The organism is Pelosinus sp. sgz500959, from assembly GCF_042610375.1.
In the GTDB taxonomy this organism is placed as follows: Bacteria; Bacillota; Negativicutes; order DSM-13327; family DSM-13327; genus CTSoil-075.
In genome coordinates this window covers 382,008-403,739 of record NZ_JBGJZL010000003.1, presented here as the reverse complement: position 1 = coordinate 403,739, position 21,732 = coordinate 382,008, and the positions used below count along the sequence as shown (strand labels likewise).

Annotated in this window: 21 protein-coding genes; all 21 read right to left on the bottom strand. The window is 39.1% G+C overall.

The features are described 5' to 3' along the window. Positions 1-22 precede the first annotated feature (22 nt). The 21 genes from yqfD to spoIIP all read right to left on the bottom strand — a co-directional run bounded on the left by yqfD (position 23) and on the right by spoIIP (position 21,710). Positions 23-1,225 (bottom strand): sporulation protein YqfD, encoded by a 1,203-nt coding sequence (gene yqfD / locus ACAN52_RS06775; protein ID WP_378953781.1) that lies wholly within the window; start codon positions 1,223-1,225, stop codon positions 23-25. Beyond that, on the bottom strand, positions 1,215-1,487 hold the full coding sequence (gene yqfC, locus ACAN52_RS06770; RefSeq protein ID WP_378953779.1) for a sporulation protein YqfC: 273 nt from the start codon (positions 1,485-1,487) through the stop codon (positions 1,215-1,217). The genes yqfD and yqfC overlap by 11 nt, the downstream gene beginning before the upstream one ends. Positions 1,488-1,570: 83 nt before the next feature. Beyond that, positions 1,571-3,094 (bottom strand): ATP-binding protein, encoded by a 1,524-nt coding sequence (locus ACAN52_RS06765; RefSeq protein ID WP_378953778.1) that lies wholly within the window; start codon positions 3,092-3,094, stop codon positions 1,571-1,573. A gap of 142 nt (positions 3,095-3,236) precedes the next feature. After that, the gene (locus ACAN52_RS06760) at positions 3,237-3,584 is read right to left on the bottom strand and encodes a hypothetical protein (protein ID WP_378953776.1); all 348 of its coding nucleotides are present in this window, start codon (positions 3,582-3,584) and stop codon (positions 3,237-3,239) included. Between the two features lie 5 nt (positions 3,585-3,589). Continuing rightward, positions 3,590-4,597 (bottom strand): flotillin-like protein FloA, encoded by a 1,008-nt coding sequence (floA, locus tag ACAN52_RS06755; protein ID WP_378953775.1) that lies wholly within the window; start codon positions 4,595-4,597, stop codon positions 3,590-3,592. 24 nt (positions 4,598-4,621) lie between these two features. Continuing rightward, positions 4,622-5,908 (bottom strand): nodulation protein NfeD, encoded by a 1,287-nt coding sequence (locus ACAN52_RS06750; RefSeq protein WP_378953773.1) that lies wholly within the window; start codon positions 5,906-5,908, stop codon positions 4,622-4,624. 168 nt (positions 5,909-6,076) lie between these two features. Beyond that, a complete protein-coding gene (locus tag ACAN52_RS06745; protein WP_378953772.1) occupies positions 6,077-6,529 on the bottom strand; it encodes a GatB/YqeY domain-containing protein in 453 nt (150 codons plus the stop codon). A gap of 32 nt (positions 6,530-6,561) precedes the next feature. Beyond that, on the bottom strand, positions 6,562-6,735 hold the full coding sequence (gene rpsU / locus ACAN52_RS06740; protein ID WP_007936555.1) for a 30S ribosomal protein S21: 174 nt from the start codon (positions 6,733-6,735) through the stop codon (positions 6,562-6,564). Positions 6,736-6,831: 96 nt separating this feature from the next. Then, positions 6,832-7,179: a histidine triad nucleotide-binding protein gene (locus tag ACAN52_RS06735; RefSeq protein WP_378953770.1), complete on the bottom strand. Its 348-nt coding sequence runs from the start codon at positions 7,177-7,179 to the stop codon at positions 6,832-6,834. Between the two features lie 178 nt (positions 7,180-7,357). Then, a complete protein-coding gene (mtaB, locus tag ACAN52_RS06730) occupies positions 7,358-8,683 on the bottom strand; it encodes a tRNA (N(6)-L-threonylcarbamoyladenosine(37)-C(2))-methylthiotransferase MtaB (protein WP_378953769.1) in 1,326 nt (441 codons plus the stop codon). A gap of 2 nt (positions 8,684-8,685) precedes the next feature. Then, positions 8,686-9,420, bottom strand: a complete 735-nt coding sequence (locus ACAN52_RS06725; RefSeq protein ID WP_378953767.1) for a 16S rRNA (uracil(1498)-N(3))-methyltransferase — start codon at positions 9,418-9,420, stop codon at positions 8,686-8,688. A gap of 1 nt (position 9,421) precedes the next feature. Next, a complete protein-coding gene (gene prmA, locus ACAN52_RS06720; protein ID WP_378953766.1) occupies positions 9,422-10,360 on the bottom strand; it encodes a 50S ribosomal protein L11 methyltransferase in 939 nt (312 codons plus the stop codon). A gap of 164 nt (positions 10,361-10,524) precedes the next feature. Then, positions 10,525-11,661: a molecular chaperone DnaJ gene (gene dnaJ / locus ACAN52_RS06715; protein ID WP_378953764.1), complete on the bottom strand. Its 1,137-nt coding sequence runs from the start codon at positions 11,659-11,661 to the stop codon at positions 10,525-10,527. Positions 11,662-11,848: 187 nt separating this feature from the next. Beyond that, positions 11,849-13,678, bottom strand: a complete 1,830-nt coding sequence (gene dnaK, locus ACAN52_RS06710) for a molecular chaperone DnaK (protein WP_378953763.1) — start codon at positions 13,676-13,678, stop codon at positions 11,849-11,851. A gap of 117 nt (positions 13,679-13,795) precedes the next feature. Next, positions 13,796-14,365 (bottom strand): nucleotide exchange factor GrpE, encoded by a 570-nt coding sequence (grpE, locus tag ACAN52_RS06705; RefSeq protein WP_378953761.1) that lies wholly within the window; start codon positions 14,363-14,365, stop codon positions 13,796-13,798. A gap of 17 nt (positions 14,366-14,382) precedes the next feature. Further along, entirely contained in the window at positions 14,383-15,969 is a 1,587-nt protein-coding gene (locus ACAN52_RS06700) for a TCP-1/cpn60 chaperonin family protein (RefSeq protein ID WP_378953760.1), read from the bottom strand. Between the two features lie 62 nt (positions 15,970-16,031). Next, positions 16,032-17,060 (bottom strand): heat-inducible transcriptional repressor HrcA, encoded by a 1,029-nt coding sequence (hrcA, locus tag ACAN52_RS06695; protein ID WP_378953757.1) that lies wholly within the window; start codon positions 17,058-17,060, stop codon positions 16,032-16,034. A gap of 103 nt (positions 17,061-17,163) precedes the next feature. After that, positions 17,164-18,303, bottom strand: a complete 1,140-nt coding sequence (hemW, locus tag ACAN52_RS06690; RefSeq protein ID WP_378953756.1) for a radical SAM family heme chaperone HemW — start codon at positions 18,301-18,303, stop codon at positions 17,164-17,166. Between the two features lie 9 nt (positions 18,304-18,312). After that, entirely contained in the window at positions 18,313-20,109 is a 1,797-nt protein-coding gene (lepA, locus tag ACAN52_RS06685) for a translation elongation factor 4 (RefSeq protein ID WP_378953754.1), read from the bottom strand. A 77-nt stretch (positions 20,110-20,186) separates the two neighbouring features. Then, positions 20,187-20,579 (bottom strand): hypothetical protein, encoded by a 393-nt coding sequence (locus tag ACAN52_RS06680; RefSeq protein WP_378953753.1) that lies wholly within the window; start codon positions 20,577-20,579, stop codon positions 20,187-20,189. Between the two features lie 60 nt (positions 20,580-20,639). After that, complete coding sequence (gene spoIIP / locus ACAN52_RS06675; RefSeq protein ID WP_378953751.1) at positions 20,640-21,710, bottom strand: stage II sporulation protein P; 1,071 nt, start codon at positions 21,708-21,710, stop codon at positions 20,640-20,642. Positions 21,711-21,732 lie beyond the last annotated feature (22 nt).

Sequence of the window (21,732 nt, the reverse complement as noted above, 5' to 3'; positions counted from 1 at the left end):
TAGCTATCATCGATTCATTATATCACTGTACATTCATAAACTGCCCTATATCTTCAGCTGTTTCTACATTAACTTTGACGCGTACCAAGTTAGTTTCTGGTGTTTTTAGTACCTCAACCGTCCTTAGTAATACATATGCTGTTTCAGGAATAAGTGCTTGAATTTCTGCTAGTGCTTTACTTTTCCCTTGCTCACGTGCTTCTTCTACACTGAGATGAATCGTTTTTTCATCAACTTCATAATAAGTACTTATGATAGATTCGACAACAATGTCAGTATTCCTCCACGATAAAAGCTTTTTATTAACCTCCTCAATTTCAAAAAGCTGATCCGGACTAACTGCAACCTCTTTTAAAACAATGGTACGATCTCCTACACGTATTTTTACACCGATATACTGTTGCCCTGTACGTTCATGACTTAATTGTATGAGTTCTGTCTCACCATAACCTTCATACCAAACCCTCGCCCTTACAATGCCATTTGCTCTAATTAATTGAGGGTCAGTATTCACATGATTTGGAGTCATTGTTTTCCCATCATATGCTACCCCTTTGATCAATAAATCACCTTTCTTAACTGTATCACCTTTTTTCACTACACTTTCTCCAGCTAAGGCAATGACCTCAGTAATAATTCCATCTTTTGCAGCAACAATATCAGCCGGTGCTTTATCTAAGGCTTTAGGCAAGGTTTTTTCCACAATTTCTACAACAGCACGTGTACCCGTAAACCCAATATTCACCCATGCAACCTCAGGAATACTCCGTACTATTTGATTTTCAATTTTTTTCGAATTGATCTTCTCTTTTAACATGCCTGGCTTTAATCCCTGCTCATATAAAACATCCTTAATCTGTTGAGCTGATATAGATTTTATACCTACAATATCAACAAACCAAATATATGACATTAATAAATTCAGCAACATCAAAAAAACAATTCCACCAGCAACCAGCATTTTTCTCTTCTTAATTTTTCTGATAAGAAAAGGTAAACCTGCATAACCAATGACTTGCACATGATTTTGGCTTTTACGAACAAGTGGACGTATACTAAAAAAATCGGATAAACCCATAGAAACAATAAAATCTTCATCGTGTTTACTAATACTCAGTAACCTTTTTTGATGAGTCATGCATAAGTTTATAAATTTTTCCGGCATGGCACCACTGACCTTAAGAGTAATCGTACCAGTTATATAATTAAACAACTTAAATGTCATACTTAATTTCCCCCACCGTACCCTCAACCAAAATTTGTTCAAGCTGCAAATTACCAAGCATTAAATTTTTTCCACTAATCATCAATTCACCTTGATTTAATTTAATACGTAGTAATGAAGGAGTGTACTCAATAATACCTTTATGATTTTCAATTAACAATTGTTTATTACCAAGCATGGTTATGCGCGGTAAGTCTAACACAATATCTTGGGGAATCTCAAGCATTCCTGCCAGTCTTTGCCATTGTTTATTTTTATGCACAGTACTCCCCCCTCCATATAAAATGTATGATCCTACGCTTTATTTTATGCAAAAAAATAAAGTGTAGGATGACTCCTACACTTTTATACAACGGGCACAAATCCTCCCTGATCAATTGATCGCTGCGCTAAGAAATTTTCAAATTTATGGACTTTTACCGGCGCTGCGAAACGCATATAATTTGTTGCAACAATCATTTCACCACATTCCAAGTTTTTTATTTCATTACGTTGACTTAAAATATCTTTGCGGCACATGGCTTCTAATTTGGTGCGATCCGCCTTAGAAGCTAGCCCTAAAATAAATAACGTATTGAGCTGTGATAAAACATTATCCGCGAGCAGACGTGGCTGCTGATCAACAATACACATTCCTAAATTAAATTTTCGCGCTTCACTGACCAAACGCGCAAATACATTATTGCTGCTTTGTTCCTTTTTCCCTAAGAAACGGTGGGCTTCTTCGAGGACAGTGAGAACAGATTTAACTTGGCTACGTTCATATTCAGTCTTGCTTGCATAATGTTTTAATAATTTTTTGGATAACAAGGTGGATAAAGCTTGTTCGCCAACAGGTGAAATGTTTTTAAGTTCAACAAGGACGACTTTACCTTGTTCGAGTTCTGCAAGCATTTCCTGTATCACCTGTTGCTCATCTTCATCAATATTAAGTTCTTGCACCAAATTCCAGCAAATACTTTTGATTTTGCTAATGGTTCGCGAGTGGAATTTTTCTCCTGTACAATGAGCCAATTCCCCAATAATATCCGCAACCTCATATTGCAGTACATATTTCATCCAATCTTCTTTCCATATCGCTGAAAGCTTATAAATCGCATCCAGTTGTGGTTCAGTAAAGGTTGCGCACGCTGTAATATCATCAGCATCAACTTCTGCAAAGTTAAGTGCAATTTTTTTACCATAATTCTGGCTATCCGTATGATAAACAGCCAAACGATCTTTAGCCATAGGATGAGATGATAAATCTTTAAAATACTCATTATGCACATCGAAGATCAATAATCCATAATTTTTATTGTCAATCACCGAACTAGCCAATACTTTTATCAAATTACTTTTCCCGGACCCCGTCGTACCAAATACTCCAATATGCTCCGTGATGGCTTGATGACCATAAATACCTATAGGCAAATTTAACACACCACGTCCGCTTTTCAAAAATCCAATTTCCAAATCACCTTTCATTTCATTGAGCAAACTTGTATCTTGAGGGCTTAATGTTCGAACTTGACAGAAAAAATCCGGACAAGTCTTAGGATTCAATAATTGTCCACTATCATCTGCATAACAAAGCTGCTCAGCCATACCAATTTTTACAGTATGATTTCCACCTAAATAAAAATCTAGATCTTCCTGATTTTCCACCTGACCATTTTCATCAAGTTTACTCATCAAATAACCAACACCATTCAGGCCAGACCAACGAGATTTTACTTTAAAATCATATGCTCTAATATAAAACTTATCATTATTCTTTCCCTCAACAACTAAAATATCACCAAAATCAACATCTTGATTCGGACCTACAACGAACTCTACCGACGTACCCTTTGCATATGTTAATCGACCCTTATATTCTGCATCCATAAATCTGCCCCCTTTAAAGGTATTACACTTATTTTGTATAACGCAAATGGGCGTTTTTGCATAGACGCTATTATTCATTATCATGTACGAAATAGATATAAAAATAACAGGGATTATTTTCCCTGTTATTTTTATATCTATTTTATCGTTTTATGAAAGGTCTATATGCTCGAGGAGGTTGCAGAATCTCAGCAAAAATCACACCATTTACAAGCATGTTATGATCAACTTTGCCATGCCATGCTGACTTTTCGCCCTCTTGATTCGAAATATTTTGTATCCCTTTAGAAGTTGCAGCTAATGGCAACTCAGAAATATGGATCGCAGGTTTTGATATTTTTTCTTCTTGGGAAGATCCGTTGCTAACTGCAGGTAAACCAGAGACAGGTACTTCTTGATTTTTATTTATTTTTTCAAGATATGTTTTCCATATTCTAGGTACTACATACAATATCCCCATGATTAGCAAAGTAAGTAATGTATCCATCATATCACCTATCGCCGCGGTTCTTTGGATTCAGTTGATGGATTTGCCACTGCCGGTCCGGATTTGCTAATGGTTTCCCGCATTTGAGTATCGGCCGTAATATTATTCATATTATAATAATCCATTACTCCAATGCGACCTTCTCGCAAAGCAATGGAGAGAGCATGCGGCACCTCTGCTTGCGCTTCAACGACTTTAGCCTGCATTTCCTGGGTATATGCTTTCATCTCCTGTTCATTAGCAACTGCCATAGCTCGACGTTCTTCAGCTTTGGCTTGAGCAATGCGTTTTTCAGCTTCCGCTTGGTCAGTCATAAGTTCTGCACCAATATTACGCCCAACGTCAATATCAGCAATGTCAATCGACAAAATTTCAAATGCCGTTCCTGCATCAAGTCCTTTTGCGAGTACTGTTTTTGAAATATGGTCAGGATTAGCGAGTACATCTTTGTGATCAACAGAAGAACCAACTGTCGTGATAATACCTTCACCAACCCTAGCTAAGACTGTCGCTTCACCAGCACCACCGACCAAGCGATCAATATTAGCTCGCACCGTGACTCTCGCTTTTACTTTAAGTTCAATCCCATTTTTAGCTACAGCAGCAACAATTGGCGTTTCAATCACTTTAGGATTAACACTCATCTGGACAGCCTCAAGCACATCACGACCGGCTAAATCAATAGCAGCAGCTCGTTGGAAAGGCAAAGGAATTTCGGCCCTATGAGCGGCAATCAAAGCATCTACCACGCGATCTACATTACCACCAGCCAAGTAATGAGCTTCTAGTTGATTAACTGTCACATCGAGCCCTGCTTTATTGGCCTTGATCAAAGGTAATACAATTTTGGCAGGGGGCACACGTCTAAGCCTCATACCTACTAAAGTCACAATACCAACACGCACTCCAGCAGCAATGGCCGAAATCCACAACCCTAATGGAACAAAATGCAAAAACACGCTAATTCCTATAATAAATAATAACATAAAGAATATAGGTCCAATGATTCCAAGCATAACGATAACCCTCCTCAATTCTATTTATACACGACGGACAAGAATTCGACTTCCGTTCACACTCACCACCTTTACCTTCATACCTGGTTCAATATACTGACCTTCTGATACAACGTCAAGATGCACTCCATCAATCTCAATCACACCCGCTGGTCGTAATAAACTGACTACAATACCTTCCCGATCAAGATATGAACTATAATCATGACTGCTTGTAAAACCAGCCTGCACTGTTTCCACTTCATTCAGAATTATTTTTGTCCACAATCGACTTGATGGCAAAAATTTTAGTATGGCAAGAAAAGCAATGATTGCTATAACCAAACTAAAAGATAACATGGTCACAGCGGCCATATTTCCACCCAAGGTTAGAAATAAACTCAGCGCAATGCAACCAATCCCACTGATACCCCAAAATCCAAAACCAGGAACATACAATTCAACTAGGATAAGAAAAATTCCACTGATAAACAACATCAACTCAAGCCAACCTGCCACACCCGTCAACCACTGACTACCGAAAAATAACAAAGCAGCGAACAAACCAATAACCGCCGCAACTCCCATACCCGCTGTTTTAATTTCAGCAAAAATTGCTAAAAATATTACGGATAATAATAAAGATTTTACTGTTGAATCCGTAAGCCATCCTGCTAATTTTTCTTGTGTACCAAGCTGATAGTCGAGTATCTCATAATCTGCTAAACCATAATACTTAAGCACATCACTACGATCAGCGGCTGATAAATCAGCATAACCAACTTGAATGGCTTGATAATCAGCCAAGGCTAAGATTTGTCCTGGCTGTGCATATCCAGGAAATCCGAGAGTCTTATCAACCATGGCCTCTGCGACTTTAACATTACGTCCTTTTTGATTGGCCGTTGCCGAAAACTCTGCTTTCACTGCAGCAATGGTTTTTTCTGTCGTCGGTATAGGCTCTGCTGCACCAATACTTCCTCCTGGTGCAATCGCAATATGTTGATGAGCAATGGCAATCAAAGCACCCGCTGACCAGGCACGATTTTTGATGTAACAAATGGTCTCGATTGGCGTTTGACTGATCATATCCCGAATCTGAACAGCCGAATCAACAAGTCCACCAAAAGTATCCATTTCCACAAGAATAGCCTTAGCTTGTTTACTTTCTGCATCAACCATTGCACGTTTTACTAAGGCAGCTTGCCCACCATCAATCTCACCTTTAATATGAATGACAATCACTGGCTGGGGGTTGGCAAAGACGATCTTCTCGCTTATTCCCCCACTCATCATAATACACAAAATAAACACTGCTATGATGTGACGCATAGTCATCACTCCCATTTTATACTCGATGGTCTATCTTTATACAAAAACTAACTTAAATTCCAGTTAATTTCATTATACTACAGATTATTAAAAAAACTCACTTATATGATGATAAGTGAGGAAAAAATTAAAATCCGGTACTTATTAAAAAATAAGTACCGGATTTAGTCATTGATTTAGCATTTCTCGTACGATAGTATTCACGAGTTTGCCATCAGCACGTCCCTTGACCTTTGGCATAAGAACAGCCATTACTTTGCCCATTTCTTTAGGGCTGACCGCTTGCGTTTCCGCCACAGCACTCTCAACTAAAGTGCGAACTTCAGCTTCGTTTAACTGCTCAGGTAAATAATTCATCAAAATAACAATTTCTTGTTCAAGACTTTCAACCAAATCAGGTCGATTACCTTTATTGAACTCTTCCACTGCATCTCGACGCATTTTTACTTCTTTTGCCAACACGTCTAAAACTTCATCATTAGAAAGCTCTTGCTTACGATCAATCTCGACATTTTTTATGTTAGCGCGTACCATACGGATGACAGAAAGGCGTAACTTACCGCTTTCCTTATCCCGCATAGCCTGCTTCATATCTTCTGTCAATTTTTCCTTAAGAGACATATAAATACCTCCGAAACGTGAAAAATCCTTAATTAAAACTTGCGCTTACGTGCTGCTTCGGATTTTTTCTTGCGTTTTACGCTCGGTTTTTCATAATGTTCGCGCTTTCTTATTTCAGCAAGGGTGCCGGCTTTTTGACAAGTACGCTTAAATCTGCGGAGTGCACTATCAATTGTTTCGTTTTTTCCTACTTTAACTTCTGACATCTGATATCCCTCCCTCCACTCGGACCGTTACGGGGAAATGTATTTCGTTTACATACACCTAAAGATTATACACGACCAAGATATACATTGTCAATATTAACCTGGCGGCCAAGTCATAAATCTTCCACCCAAAATATGCCAATGTAAATGATGAACCGTTTGTCCACCATTATCTTTTGTATTTACTACCAATCGAAAGCCATCTTCAGCTAAACCGAGCTTCGTGGCAATCTTAGGAATGGTAGATAAAACATGGCCCATAAGCATTATATCATCAGACGTTAGTTCCAGGAGATTGGCAATATGTTTTTTGGGAATTACTAAAACATGGACTGGCGCAGCTGGCTTAATATCAGGAAAAGCAATGATATACTCATCCTCATATATAACTGGTACTGGTATTTCTTTGGCCGAAATCTTACAAAATATACATTCCTGCGGCATACTACAACACCTCCCTTCAAATTTTACTTTGTACTAATCGTCTGAATAATATTATAAGTTTATATCACAATTTATTCGGTTTTTTTTACAGATTTCCTGCAATGAAAAATCTTTTTTGCAGGAAAATTTAACCCAATAAACAATTCTTTGGATAAGGGCGACTAAGATTCAGCTGGAGTTAACACTCCGTCTGAATCAAGTCGTCTTTATCGATTATAGTACCCCACAAACCATCACGATATAATTTTTCCATGCGAACATTATAAAGTTTACCTTGTACAACATCCTTTGCATTTGCATAAACTCTAATATAATTACCTGTTAAGCCCTCAACTAGACCATCATGCTCAGGCTCAAATAGCACGGTCAACTGACGAGTAATAAATTTCTTTTGAAATTCAACGGCTTTTTTTTCAGCCAATTCTTGCATCATTTGCACGCGACGTTTTTTTTCATCCTCAGGTACTTGATCAACATATTTTGCGGCAGGAGTGCCACTGCGACGAGAGTAAGGGAAGATATGCATCCGTGAAAAATCCATACTTTCAACAAACCCCAGAGCATTTTCGAACATTTCCAAGGTTTCCCCAGGAAATCCTACAATAATATCTGTGGATATTCCAATATCTTTAATCTTTTCTTGAATACTATGTATCAGCTCTCGATACTCTGCCAACGTATAATGCCTGTTCATCATGCGCAATACCTGATTATCGCCAGCTTGCAAAGGCAAATGTAAATGCGGACAGAGCCGCTCATCTTGTTTGATCATCTCAATCAATTCATCTGAGATTTCAATGGACTCTAGAGAGCCTAGGCGCAACTGTACAAGCCCTTCAGCACTTAACACAGCCTTGACGGCATCTACCAAGGTAATCGTGCCTTCTAAGTCACGTCCATAAGCACCAAGGTGAATTCCTGTTAATACTATTTCCTTAAATCCTGCTGCAATTAGTTTTTCAGTTTCTCTTCTTATACTTTCGAGAGGGCGCGACCGAAGAGGACCTCGCGCATAAGGAATAATACAATAAGTACAAAAATTTGTACAACCTTCTTGTATTTTTAAAAACGCTCTTGTTCGTCCTGGTGTATCAAATAAAGGAATATCTTCAAAATGATCAGCATTCATAATATTGGTCACAATATTCATGATGCCTTTTGACTGTCCCACTTCTTCAACAAGCTCAACAATCCGATGACGATCTTGAGTCCCTACAATGACATTTACGCCTTCAATGGCTTCAATCTCTTCAGGTGATACTTGCGCATAACATCCAGATACAGCCACAATGGCTTCTGGATTGAGCCTAATCCCTCGTCTAATAAGCTGACGTGACTTACGTTCACCCAAATGAGTCACTGAACAAGTATTGATCACATATACATCAGCAACTTGATCAAAAGAAGTGATTTCATAACCACGCTGTTTAAATAGACCTTCCATAACCTCTGTTTCAAATTGGTTTACCTTACACCCTAGCGTAGTAAATGCAACTCGCGGCACAATCAACCCCCCAAATCGCCAGATTCATACATTACAATTGATACTCCAGCTAAAGCAGCTGTCTCTGTACGTAGAATGCGTGGTCCGAGTGTTACAATCGAAACACCATGATCTTGACAGAGAGCAACTTCTTTAGCACTGAACCCTCCTTCAGGTCCGACAATGAGCAGATAATGAGTCGCTTTATTCCTAGTTAACACTTCTTTAATCCCTTGGGCGGCCTGCCCTTCATATAACATGATCACAAGGGTGTCAGCATCAACTTTTGTTACTATATTCGCCAAACTTGTAACAGGCTCAACTGTTGGTATAACTCCACGACCACATTGCTTTGCGGCTTCAACAGCAATCTTTTGCCACCGTTCCTGCCTCTTACTCTTTTTAGCTTGATCATATTGAACAACTGAGTGTTCAGCCTCCATAGGATAAATTTTTCTTACCCCAAGTTCCACTGCTTTTTGTACAATATAATCCATTTTATCGCTTTTAGGCAATCCTTGTACCAAATCAACATGAATTGGTGCTTCTTTATCTTCACGAAGAATTTCCTGTAAAACAAGAATGACTTCATCAGTCCCAATACTTTTAATTTTGCTTACTCCTGCACTACCATCTGGTGATACAGCAATGACCTGATCGCCTACTTGCAATCTGAGCACTCGACTCATATGATGAGCATCTGAACCTTGAATCGACATTTCAGCAACTAACGGAGTCTCAATAAAAAATCGGCGCAAATCAGTTGCCCCCCATGCGAGCCACAATCGCAACCCATCCGCCTTCTTCAACCACTTTGTCAATAATGAGATTTTGTGCCAACATGGCTGACGTCACATCACTCAAACGTTCAGTAATAATACCACTAGCAATAAAAATACCATCATCTTTTAAGCGTGCAGGAATATCAGCAAGAAGTATAATCACAACATCAGCAATAATATTAGCAATCACAATATCGGCTTTTCCTGAGAAACCTGTCAATAAATCGCCATGAGCTACCTGAACTATATCCTCAACTTTGTTGATCCCTACATTTTCATTGGCAACACGCACTGCAACGCGATCTAAATCAACTGCTTGTACACGACCAGCACCAAGCTTAGCAGCCGCAATTGATAAAATTCCCGAGCCTGTACCAACATCAAAAATCACATGACCTGGTTCTACTACATCTTCTAAGATTCGGCAACACATAGCGGTGGTGTGATGTGTTCCCGTACCAAAAGCCATACCTGGATCAAGTTCAATTACCAGATCTTCATCCGTTGCCACATATTCTTCCCAAGAAGGTTTAATCACAATCCGTTGTCCGACTTTGATTGGATGGAAAAACTCTTTCCACGATGATGCCCAGTCTTCTTCCATCACTTCACGACATTCCGTTATCCCTGAACCTTTATCAACGCCATAGGAAACAAGTTGTTGAATTTCTTCCTCAAATTGACCTAACTTTTCATCAAGATGTTCATCGGCAGGTAAATATGCCTTTACAACTACAATTTCAGTATTGACTTCTTCGGGAATATCTGAGTAATCCCATCGTCCAGATCTAAGGTATGAATTAACAAGCTCAGGATCTTCGATGACCACACCACTTGAACCTAAGTCATGAAAAATATTGGCCACCATATCAGCAGCCTCATGCGTAGTCTGAATACTAATTTCAGCCCATTTCATACCAATCGCCCCCTATTTTTATTCAAAGAAAACTCGACTTCCACCAAGCCTTAGTTACCCTTGCTTGAAATCAAGAAAATGTTAGATTTTCTGATTTCTTTAAAGACACAAAGAGCGGTCAATTCTAAACCGCCCTTGTAATCTTAGTGTTTAAATTCCTACTCTTACGCCCCTCCAAAAATATCTTTCACTTTTTTGAAGAAATTCTTTTGTTCAGGATTGACATTTTCGCCACTTGCCTTTGCAAATTCCTGCAAAAGATCACGTTGTTTATCAGTTAATTTTTGTGGCGTAAGAACTTTGACTCTCACATGCTGATCACCACGTCCATTACCTCTGAGATGAGGAATACCCTTACCCTTGATACGGAAAACAGTGCCTGATTGTGTACCTTCTGCAATCTTAAGCTGTACTTTACCATCAAGTGTAGGAACATCAATTTCATCACCAAGAGTTGCCTGCACAAAACTAATTGGTACTTCACAAATGACCTCATTACCTTCACGTGTAAATAGTTTATGCGCTTTTACAAAAATATAAACATACAAATCTCCTGGAGGGCCTCCGCGCATACCAGCTTCACCTTCATGAGTGACTCTCAATCTTGAACCATTATCTACCCCCGCAGGAATTTTAACTTTTATTTTACGACTTACGCGGGTTGTACCTTTTCCACGACAATCTTTACATGGCGTTTTGATAATCTTGCCTTCACCATGACAACGATCACATGTCCGTGTATTAATCATCCGGCCAAAAGGCGTATTTTGAGCCACTTGTATTTGTCCTGTTCCTTTACACTGACTACAAGTTTCAGCATGAGTTCCAGCCGCCGCACCTGAGCCACTGCATGTTTTACAATCCTCAGTTCTACCGACTGGTATCTCTCTTTCCACCCCAAAAGCGGCTTCTTCAAAGCTAATCTCCATGTCATGACGTAGGTCAGAACCTTTTTCAGGACCCGCTTGACGACCGCCAAAACCTGCCTGCCCGCCAAAGAACATGTCGAATATATCATTAAAACCACCGCCGCCGCCACCGCCGAATCCACCAAAACCACCAGCGCCGCCACTGCCATCAAAGGCTGCATGTCCCATTTGGTCATACTGTCCACGCCGATCAGGATTGGATAAAATTTCATAGGCTTCATTGACTTCTTTAAATTTCGCTTCAGCCTCTGGATTATCGCGGTTTACGTCTGGATGGTACTTACGAGCCATTTTACGAAATGCTTTTTTCACTTCATCATCAGACGCATTCTTATTAACGCCCAATACTTCATAATAGTCACGCTTACTCACATTACACCATCCTAAACACTTTATATTTCTAAACAGAAAAACAGTTGAACCACAAAAACACACAGTATCACAAGAGTGATAGAGTGTTTTGGCGGTTAAACAACCTCAGCTATCAATTATATAGTATTTGGCAGGGAATTAAAACCTCCCTGCCAAACATATGTTAATTCATTTTACCGACTAAGACTTATTTTTTTTCGTCATCGACGACTTTATACTCAGCATCAACAATTTTTTCACCATTAGGAGCTTCTTGAGTTCCTTCTTGTCCTTGAGCAGCTTCTTGCTCTTCTTTATACATAGCAGCTGTCATTTCATATAATGGTTTAGTCAACTCTTCAGTATCTGCTTTGATTTTTTCATTGTCAGTGCCTTTAAGGCTTTCTTTCAATTGATCGGCAGCGCTTTGTACTTTTGCAACTAAATCTTTATCAGCTTTATCGCCTGCATCTTTAATCGCTTTTTCAGCTTGATATACTAAAGAATCAGCATTATTGCGAGTTTCAACTTCGTCTTTACGTGCTTTATCTTCTGCTGCGTGAGCTTCTGCTTCTTGAACCATACGTTCAATATCTTCTTTACTCATGCCACCTGAAGAGGTAATGGTAATGTTTTGTTCTTTACCAGTTCCCAAATCTTTAGCAGATACATGAACGATACCATTGGCATCAATATCAAAGGAAACTTCAATGCGTGGAACACCACGTTGTGCTGGAGGAATATCTTTTAGTTCGAAACGACCCAATGTTTTGTTGTAAGCAGCCATTTCCCGTTCACCTTGTAGAACATGGATGTCAACGGAAGGTTGGTTATCAGCTGCAGTTGAGAACGTTTGGCTCTTGGATGTAGGAATTGTCGTATTACGTTCAATGATTTTAGTATATACGCCACCTAATGTTTCGATCCCTAAGGATAGAGGAGTTACATCAAGTAACAATACGTCTTTTACTTCACCAACAAGTACACCAGCTTGGATAGCAGCACCTACAGCTACACATTCATCAGGATTTACACCACGGTGAGGTTCTTTACCTAAGAATTTTTTAATCGCTTCTTGTACAGCAGGAATACGAGTTGATCCGCCGACTAAGATTACTTTTTCAATATCTTTAGGTGATAAGCCAGCATCGCTCATTGCTTGACGAGTTGGTCCCATCGTTGATTCAACTAAATCAGCAGTTAATTCATCAAATTTAGCTCTTGTTAAGTTAAGATCTAAATGTTTAGGACCAGTTTGATCAGCTGTAATAAATGGCAAGTTAACATTTGTTGTCATTACGCCAGATAATTCAATTTTTGCTTTTTCAGCTGCTTCACGTAAACGTTGTTCAGCCATACGATCTTTGGACAAATCAATACCATTTTCTTTTTTGAACTCAGAAATAAACCATTTCATAATGCGCTCATCAAAGTCATCGCCACCTAAACGGTTATTACCATTTGTAGCTTTTACTTCAAATACGCCTTCACCTAATTCTAAAATAGATACGTCGAAGGTACCGCCACCTAAGTCAAATACAAGTATAGTATGATCATTGCCTTTATCAATACCATAAGCAAGGGCTGCTGCAGTTGGCTCATTGATAATTCTAAGTACTTCAAGACCTGCAATGGTTCCAGCATCTTTAGTCGCTTGACGTTGGCTGTCATTATAATATGCAGGTACAGTGATAACGGCTCTTGTTACTTTTTGGCCCAAATAAGCTTCTGCATCGGCTTTAAGTTTTTGTAAAATCATAGCAGAAATTTCTTGTGGTGTATATTTTTTGTCATCAATTGCTACTGTATGGTCTGTACCCATGTAGCGTTTGATGGAACTAATTGTACGGTCAGGATTGGATACAGCTTGACGTTTAGCTAATTGTCCAACTAAACGTTCATCAGTTTTTGAAAAACCTACGACGGAAGGGGTAATTCTAGCACCTTCTGCATTCGCAATAACGACTGGTTCGCCACCTTCCATGACTGCTACGCATGAATTTGTTGTTCCAAGATCTATACCAATTACTTTTGACATTGTTTATTCCTCCTCGAAATATATAAAATTTTATACCCTAAAATAAGCTCTGTATAACCTATATCTTACGGAATCACATCGCATTTTACTTGTTGATTCCAGTTAAGAACGACTTGTTTAATTTCCTACAACTTTTACCATACTTGGACGTATGACTTTACCGCGTACAGCATAGCCTTTTTGAAGTTCTTCAACCACAGTTCCATCAGCTTGAGTTTCATCTTCTACTCTCATAACAGCTTCATGTTTTTGTGGGTCAAAAAGTTGTCCAAGAGCTTCCACAGTCGTTAAACCACACTTTTCTAAAGCTTGGATAAACTGTCGATGAATCATTTCTACACCCATCAATACTTTTGCCGCATCTTGGGTTCCAGCACTGCCTAAAGCTCTTTCAAAATTATCAACAACTGGAAGTAAATCTAAAAGAATATTTTGTGCAACAACCATAGATAAATCTTCTTTTTCTTGACGAGTTCTTCGTCTAAGATTTTCAAAATCTGCCTGTAGACGCTTATAGCGATCGTTATGCTCTTCAACTAAACGTTGCTGAACAACAAGCTCAGCTTGCAGCTTAACAACATCATCCCCATCTAAAATTTCAAAAGTTTTTTCTACAGCTTCTTCTACGGCTTCATTCATGGAATCAACTTCCACATTACTTGTTTCTTTCTCTGTTGATTTGGTCAAATCTATCACTCCATATTTTAAAATTGTGTCAACCCACTTAGTTTGTTGACCCCCGTCTTAGCGTTATTCCCGCTTTCAACTTTCATTTTGATAATTGTATCAATCCGTAAAATAGCGATAGCGACTTCACCAGCTGCTTTTACTGCGTGTAGCTTTACATTCACAGGATCAACCACACCTAGTGTTAGCATATCAACGATTTCACCAGTATCACAATCAATACCTAAGGAATCTACGCCCTGACTACCATGGGCCGCCACAACTTCTTCGACTTTTTCTAAAGGATTATAGCCTGCATTTTCAACAATTTGGGACAACGGACGCCTTAGAGCATGAGTTACACAATCCACGCCATAAGCTGACATCCCTTTGACATTTCCACGCAAACTTTCAACTTGACGACTGATCGCAATTTCAATGGAACCACCACCAGGTACATAGCCACTTTTAACAGCAGCCTGAACACTTGAAGCTGCATCTTTTGCAATCCGTTGACGTTCGCCAACGACTTCTGCTGTGGCAGCACCGACTAAAATTGTAGCCATTGGCTTACCAGCTCCACCCAAAATGCGAATATGTTCTAAATTTTCATCCTCATAGACAGTCTTTGCGGTACCTAAATATTTATGAATCTCATTCAATTCTTTTTTAAGTCCAGTACGTTTGATCATGCGCGCTCCCACATGTTCAGCAGCCCGACGTAAATCTTCAGCAGGTATACGTTGAATGACCATAACACCTGCATCTGTCAGTATTTCTTCTGCCATTGCGTGAACGCCTCGATCTACTAATACTACGTTAACACCAAGTTCAAGGATCTTACAGATGTTATCCTTAAATTCATATTGCAACTCTCGATAAAGATTGAATCCTGCTTCTGTACTTAAGGCTTCATCCTCAATTGTTTCAGGCTCAAGAGCATCATCAATAATGAGAACTTTAGCGTCGCTAGCAAATAGCGGCATTTCTTGATTCATGCGCTTTTTGTCAATAATCACACCCATAAAAACTTCATTATCGGCGCCTTCTTCTGCCATGATAATATCAGATAGCTTAAAATTTTGTTCGCACAATTTTTCAAAACCGATTAAACGAGCAGCATTGACAACAAGATCAGCAATATCTTCATACTCACGGCCAGCAATCATGGCAATACGATGTAAAATAGGATCGCTGACATCTTTGATCCCACGCGCATGTTCTTTGATCTGTTCTAATGCACAAGCGATACCATACTTGACGCCTTCAATCACACGAGCGATAGGGACACCTCGCAGAACTTGATTAACACCTTCACTGACTAGGCCGCCCGCCATAATTGTCGCTGTTGTTGTTCCATCGCCCACAGCAGCTTGCTGAGCTCTCGCGATATTAATTAACATATTAGCGGCAGGATGATTGACTTCCATTTTTTCTAAAATCGTCACACCATCATTGGTAATAATCACTTCACCGGCAGAATCGACTAACATGGTATCAAGCCCTTTAGGACCAATTGTCCCTTCAACAGCCGCTGTGATGGCTCTGACTGCATTGGCATTTGTCATTAATGCCGCCAGGCTTTCATCAGCCTCCGAACCACTACCACCTTGTTTCAGTTTCATCTGTGGCTACCCCCAAATTTATAGCTTTATTATATGTATATTAGAGTTAGGAATACCTAACTCTAGACTTTATATTTTTTGAGTACTTCTCCCAAATGTTGATGCATAAATTCCAATACGGACATTACTTTACCATAATCCATGCGAGTGGGTCCTAAAACGGCTACTGTCCCAACTACTTGACCACCCATGCGATAAGTAGCCTGCACCATACTACAGTCTTGTATACCGCTATATTGATTTTCACCACCAATGGTTACAATGACACCATCATTATCTTGTTTTTGCAAAATATCGCATAACAATTGTTCTTCTTCCAACATACCAAGAAAAGTTTTTACTTTATCGATATTTTTAAATTCAGGCTGACTGAGTAATTGAGTCGTGCCACCAAGGTACAAGCGTTCATTTTTTTCTACAACCAAAGCTTGCTTTAATATTTCCATTGCAGTCTCGAATAACTCAGCATCAATCACGATGTCTTTTTGTATTTCTTTTAGCACGGCAGTTGTAATTTTATCAAAAGACAACCCAGTTAAACGTTTGTTGATACATTCAGCAATATGTCCCAAATCTTTAAAAGTAGTGCCTTCTGGTATATTGATGATCTTATTTTCAACAAAACCTGTGTCAGTCACAACAACGATTAGTGCCCGACATTCATCAAAAGGCAGAAATTGCAGATACTTAAAAACACATTGAGATACTTGCGGCGCAACAACCAAGGAAATATTATTGGTCATATTTGATAAAATTTTAGCTGTTTCTTGAAAAACTTCGCTAACATGACGAGTCTTAACCTGATACCAATTCTTAATCAACGCAATTTCTTTATCAGATATTCGCGTTGGTTCTAATAAGGAATCTACATAAAATCGATAACCCTTAGCAGAAGGAATTCGTCCTGATGATGTGTGAAGCTGTTCAATATAGCCTAATAGTTCAAGATCAGCCATTTCATTACGAATGGTTGCTGGACTTACTCCCAGAGCATGCTTACGTGCAATCGTCCGAGAACCAATAGGCTCAGCGGTGGAAATATAATCATCAACAATAGCTTGAAGAATATTGCGTTTTCGCTTATCCATCATGCAAATTCCACCTCCTATTGTTAGCACTCTCTCATAGAGAGTGCTAACGCCTACTAAAAAAATACCACTCTTGCGCCCGAATGTCAAGATCTAATCACATAATTTATTCTGGTAAAAATGCGCCAAATACAATATTGCCATATTTCATGCCAATTGGTGTCAAATAGATCTCTTTTTCAGTTGCGATAATAAGTTTTTTCTCAATTAATGTTTTGATCACATGACTATATTGTCCAAAAAAATCATCGCTAAAATATTGATTAAAATTTTCCACAGACAAACCTGTCACAGTCCGCAGGGCCAAGAATACATACTCAGCCATAGCAATCCTTATTTCAGGCACTTCACGAACCTTGATCGGCAACTGACCACTTGCAATCGTTTCGATATAAGAAAGAACATCCGACTGATTCGCCAGCCGCTCTTTTTTGAAAAAAGAATGAGCGGCAGCCCCTACCCCTATATAAGGCTGATACTGCCAATATTTCAAGTTATGAGTACACTTATAACCATTTTTTGCAAAATTAGATATTTCATACCTTCTGAACCCCTTTTGGGGCAGCAGCTGAGTCGTCAATTCATACATGGCATCATCTTCATCTTCGTCAGGCAGCATCAGTGTCCCTTCATCTTGCAAGGTGGCAAAAGGAGTCCCATCTTCAACCTTCAGTCCATAAGCTGAAATATGAGTCACATTAAGTTCCGCGGCTTTAAGAATGCTATCCTCAAGTTGCTGAATCGTTTGTCCAGGCAATCCATACATTAGATCAACGTTAATATTGCTAAAACCTACTTGTTGAGCCATTTTAACGCTTTCAATTGCCTGAGCAGCCGAATGAATACGCCCAATGGACGATAATAATGGATCAGAAAAAGTTTGTACCCCAAAACTAATACGGTTTACACCACCAGCCTGCAATACCAATAACTTTTCTTTATCGATTGTACCTGGGTTGGCCTCAATGCTAAATTCAGCAGTTTTAGCAACAGAAAAATGTGTATGAACATGTTGCAAGATTTGTCCTAAAGATTTTGCTGATAAAACAGTAGGTGTCCCACCGCCAATATAGATGCTATCAACAATATCACCTGATAAAACGCCGCCTATGCCAGAAATCTCCTGGCATAAGGCGGCAACATAAGGCTGATATAAGTGAGTCAGATTGGCATGGGACGGAAAATCACAATATAAACACTTTTGCTGACAAAAGGGAATATGAATATATAAACCAATCTTCATCATTCATCACCTTTAATCAATCTTTAATATGGCCATAAAGGCTTCTTGAGGAACTTCTACGCTACCAACTTGTTTCATGCGTTTTTTACCCTCTTTTTGCTTTTCAAGCAATTTACGTTTTCGGCTAATATCCCCACCGTAACATTTTGCTAATACATCTTTTCGCATAGCTCGTACACTTTCGCGGGCAATAACCTTATTACCAATGGCTGCTTGAATGGGAATTTCAAACATTTGACGCGGGATAATGCCTTTTAGTTTTTCTACGAGCAATCGTCCACGATAAGTCGCTTTTTCTCGATGTACAATAATGGATAAGGCATCGACAATTTCACTATTTAACAAAATATCAAGTTTCACCAATTGAGATGCCCGATAGCCAATGAGTTCATAATCTAACGATGCATAACCACGACTAGCAGATTTCAATCGGTCAAAATAATCATAAATAATTTCACTTAATGGTAAATGATAAGTAATCATGACCCTCGTTGTATCTAGATACTTCATATCCTTAAATTCGCCACGTTTTTCTTGGGACAGCTCCATAACCACGCCAACATAATCATTGGGCACAATGACCATTGCTTTGACATAAGGCTCTTCAATGTGTTCAATTTCTTGAGGCGTCGGCAATTTCGACGGATTCTCAATTTCAAAAATTTCGCCATCCGTTTTAAAGACTTTATAAATAACACTCGGTGCTGTTGTAATGAGTGAAAGATTGTATTCTCGTTCCAATCGTTCTTGAACAACTTCCATATGTAAAAGTCCTAAGAAACCACACCGAAAACCAAAACCTAAAGCGATGGATGTCTCAGGTTCAAATACTAAGGATGCATCATTCAATTTTAACTTTTCTAAAGCATCTCGTAAAATATCATAATCAGAAGTATCCACTGGGTACAAGCCGCAATATACCATAGGCGTGACCTTACGATAACCAGACAAAGCCTGTGCTACAGGTTTATCAGCGTCTGTAATGGTATCGCCAACTCTTACATCTTTTACATTTTTAATACTACCAGCGACAAAACCAACGTGACCTGGACCAAGTTCACTTACATTGGCCATGTTAGGTTTAAAAACACCGACTTCAGTGACTTCAACGGTTTTATTGGTAGCCATCATTTTCATTTTCATACCTGGTCTAATTGTGCCGTTCATCACCCGAACATAAGCAATAACACCTTTATAGGCATCAAAATGAGAATCAAAAATCAGAGCGCACAGTGGTTCATCAACGGTACCCTTCGGTGGTGGAATTTTCTTCACAATGGCTTCTAATACTTCTTCAATGCCAATACCTGTTTTGGCACTTGTGAGCACCGCCTCAGAAGTATCGAGACCGATGACATCTTCAACCTCTTGCTTAACACGATCTGGATCGGCACTTGGCAAATCGATTTTGTTGATGACTGTAATAATTTCTAAATCATTATCCAATGCCAAATACACATTGGCTAAAGTTTGTGCTTCAATCCCTTGAGCGGCATCAACAATCAAAAGCGCACCTTCACAGGCTGCCAAACTGCGTGATACTTCATAGGTAAAGTCAACGTGTCCTGGCGTATCAATCAAATTCAGCATATAGGTTTCCCCATCTTTAGCTGTATATGACAATCGTACTGACTGAGCTTTGATCGTGATTCCACGCTCCCGTTCAAGATCCATATGATCCAAAACCTGAGCTTCCATTTCCCGAGACGAGAGAGTACCTGTATACTCAATCAACCGATCAGCAAGCGTAGACTTTCCATGATCTATATGAGCAATTATAGAAAAATTGCGGATATTACTGGTTTTCATAAAAGCCTCCCCTCTAAACTATAGACAAATAATTACTGGTATTGATTATATCACCTGCTACCAGACACCTGCAAGCATTACCTAAATGCCTTATCATAAACATTTATTTTTTCTTGAATTTGCTTTATATATAATTCGAGTAACATGAGTTCTTTCCTGCAATCCAGTTCTATATATTTGGGTATGACAATACGATGCTGAGTTGTTTTTAGCGTGACATTACGATCATTATTTATAATTTCGCCTACTGGATATAAAGCACTTAGTTGATAAGCAGACCCGCTAATATAAATTGTATAAATGCCACTTGGGTCATAGGCAATAGAAAAAGCCAGTACATTTTCTTGTCGCTGTGTCAAACCATTGAGTTGCCTTTCCGCCACCCCTACCCCGATTAATATAAAGACCGTCAAAATCAATAAACCACGAAAAATAATCATACTATCCCGATAATCTAATATAGAAAACACATTATCACCTCTTACAGTTGAAATTCTTTTACACAAGAGTATGAGTTTTCATCTTTTACCTTATTGCTTGTTCTCTGCAATAATTTCAGCCACAATATCTCCCAATAACTCAATACCCCGTTCTGCTTCTTCTTTTGTGTTTTCCTGACATCCAACCTCAATTAATAAAGCTCGCGGATGAAGATGTTGGTTATACCGCCAATCATCCATACGAATACCACGTGAAACTCCAGGATAACGCTGATTCATTTTAGCATCAATCAGCTTTGCAAAGGCATGATTTTGTTGCCAGTGTGGCTGAACCAATCCTTGTTGTCCTGTCGTAACAACAATCATCATTCTGGCAACCTGCACACCATTCACTGTCGCTATATAGTTTTCTCGTTTTTCAGCATCACGATGAATATCAAAAATCATCTGAAGAGATGGGTTCTCTGCCAGCATTTTTTTCACAGTGACTTCTGATGCGCCATAGGCTTTCATAAAACTTGGATAGTCATGAATTGTAGTATCTTGCACGACAGCAATATCATAGGTTCCTAATCTTTTAGCCAATGCTTCTCCTACATTTACGATATCACCCCGTTGTCCACCAGGTCGATGAGTCGCACCCGTGTTAGGAACAAAAGACTCCGCTGTATGTGTATAATAAAGACCGACCAAAGGCTTATCCTTTGGTGTATTTTGCACCATTTCAAACTTAGGAAAATTAGGGAAATTCATGGCACTTACAGTTTGGATGACTGGTTTGACACCAACTAAAACTGGAATTTCAGCCTGTAATAAAGAGCGTATATCTTTAATATCAATATTAGTCAAAAATAACATTGTATCGCGCAAAAATTGTTGTGTTTGATTTTCTTTTTTCTCCATGCCAACGATCGTTGTCCCTGCAGAACCAATCAATCTAGGAATACCTGAAAATAATACATCTCGCCATTTTGGAAGTTGCAGCACTGTATATTGCTCTGGCTGCAAACTCCCATTAGCACTTACTGGTAGTACTTCCTCCGATAAGCCGCCGTATCTCCATATCACACTATATATGAACAAGAAAATGATAAGACTAAAGACTATCTTTTTCACTAATTTTATCTTTTTCGCCTGATGCCGCACACGCCTTGTTAACATCCTTTCCTCCTGTGGACACCTA

Bases quoted from the DNA above. Each gene is read 5' to 3' on its own strand.
- rpsU (WP_007936555.1), bottom strand. From the start codon at position 6,735: ATGTCAGAAGTTAAAGTAGGAAAAAACGAAACAATTGATAGTGCACTC.
- ACAN52_RS06750 (WP_378953773.1), bottom strand. From the start codon at position 5,908: ATGCGTCACATCATAGCAGTGTTTATTTTGTGTATTATGATGAGTGGG.
- floA (WP_378953775.1), bottom strand. From the start codon at position 4,597: ATGCTTGGAATCATTGGACCTATATTCTTTATGTTATTATTTATTATA.
- prmA (WP_378953766.1), bottom strand. From the start codon at position 10,360: ATGAAATGGGCTGAAATTAGTATTCAGACTACGCATGAGGCTGCTGAT.
- yqfD (WP_378953781.1), bottom strand. From the start codon at position 1,225: ATGACATTTAAGTTGTTTAATTATATAACTGGTACGATTACTCTTAAG.
- ACAN52_RS06700 (WP_378953760.1), bottom strand. From the start codon at position 15,969: ATGAAACTGAAACAAGGTGGTAGTGGTTCGGAGGCTGATGAAAGCCTG.
- ACAN52_RS06735 (WP_378953770.1), bottom strand. From the start codon at position 7,179: ATGCCGCAGGAATGTATATTTTGTAAGATTTCGGCCAAAGAAATACCA.
- ACAN52_RS06760 (WP_378953776.1), bottom strand. From the start codon at position 3,584: ATGATGGATACATTACTTACTTTGCTAATCATGGGGATATTGTATGTA.
- ACAN52_RS06745 (WP_378953772.1), bottom strand. From the start codon at position 6,529: ATGTCTCTTAAGGAAAAATTGACAGAAGATATGAAGCAGGCTATGCGG.
- lepA (WP_378953754.1), bottom strand. From the start codon at position 20,109: ATGAAAACCAGTAATATCCGCAATTTTTCTATAATTGCTCATATAGAT.
- ACAN52_RS06765 (WP_378953778.1), bottom strand. From the start codon at position 3,094: ATGGATGCAGAATATAAGGGTCGATTAACATATGCAAAGGGTACGTCG.
- hrcA (WP_378953757.1), bottom strand. From the start codon at position 17,060: ATGATGGATAAGCGAAAACGCAATATTCTTCAAGCTATTGTTGATGAT.
- hemW (WP_378953756.1), bottom strand. From the start codon at position 18,303: ATGATGAAGATTGGTTTATATATTCATATTCCCTTTTGTCAGCAAAAG.
- dnaK (WP_378953763.1), bottom strand. From the start codon at position 13,678: ATGTCAAAAGTAATTGGTATAGATCTTGGAACAACAAATTCATGCGTA.
- spoIIP (WP_378953751.1), bottom strand. From the start codon at position 21,710: ATGTTAACAAGGCGTGTGCGGCATCAGGCGAAAAAGATAAAATTAGTG.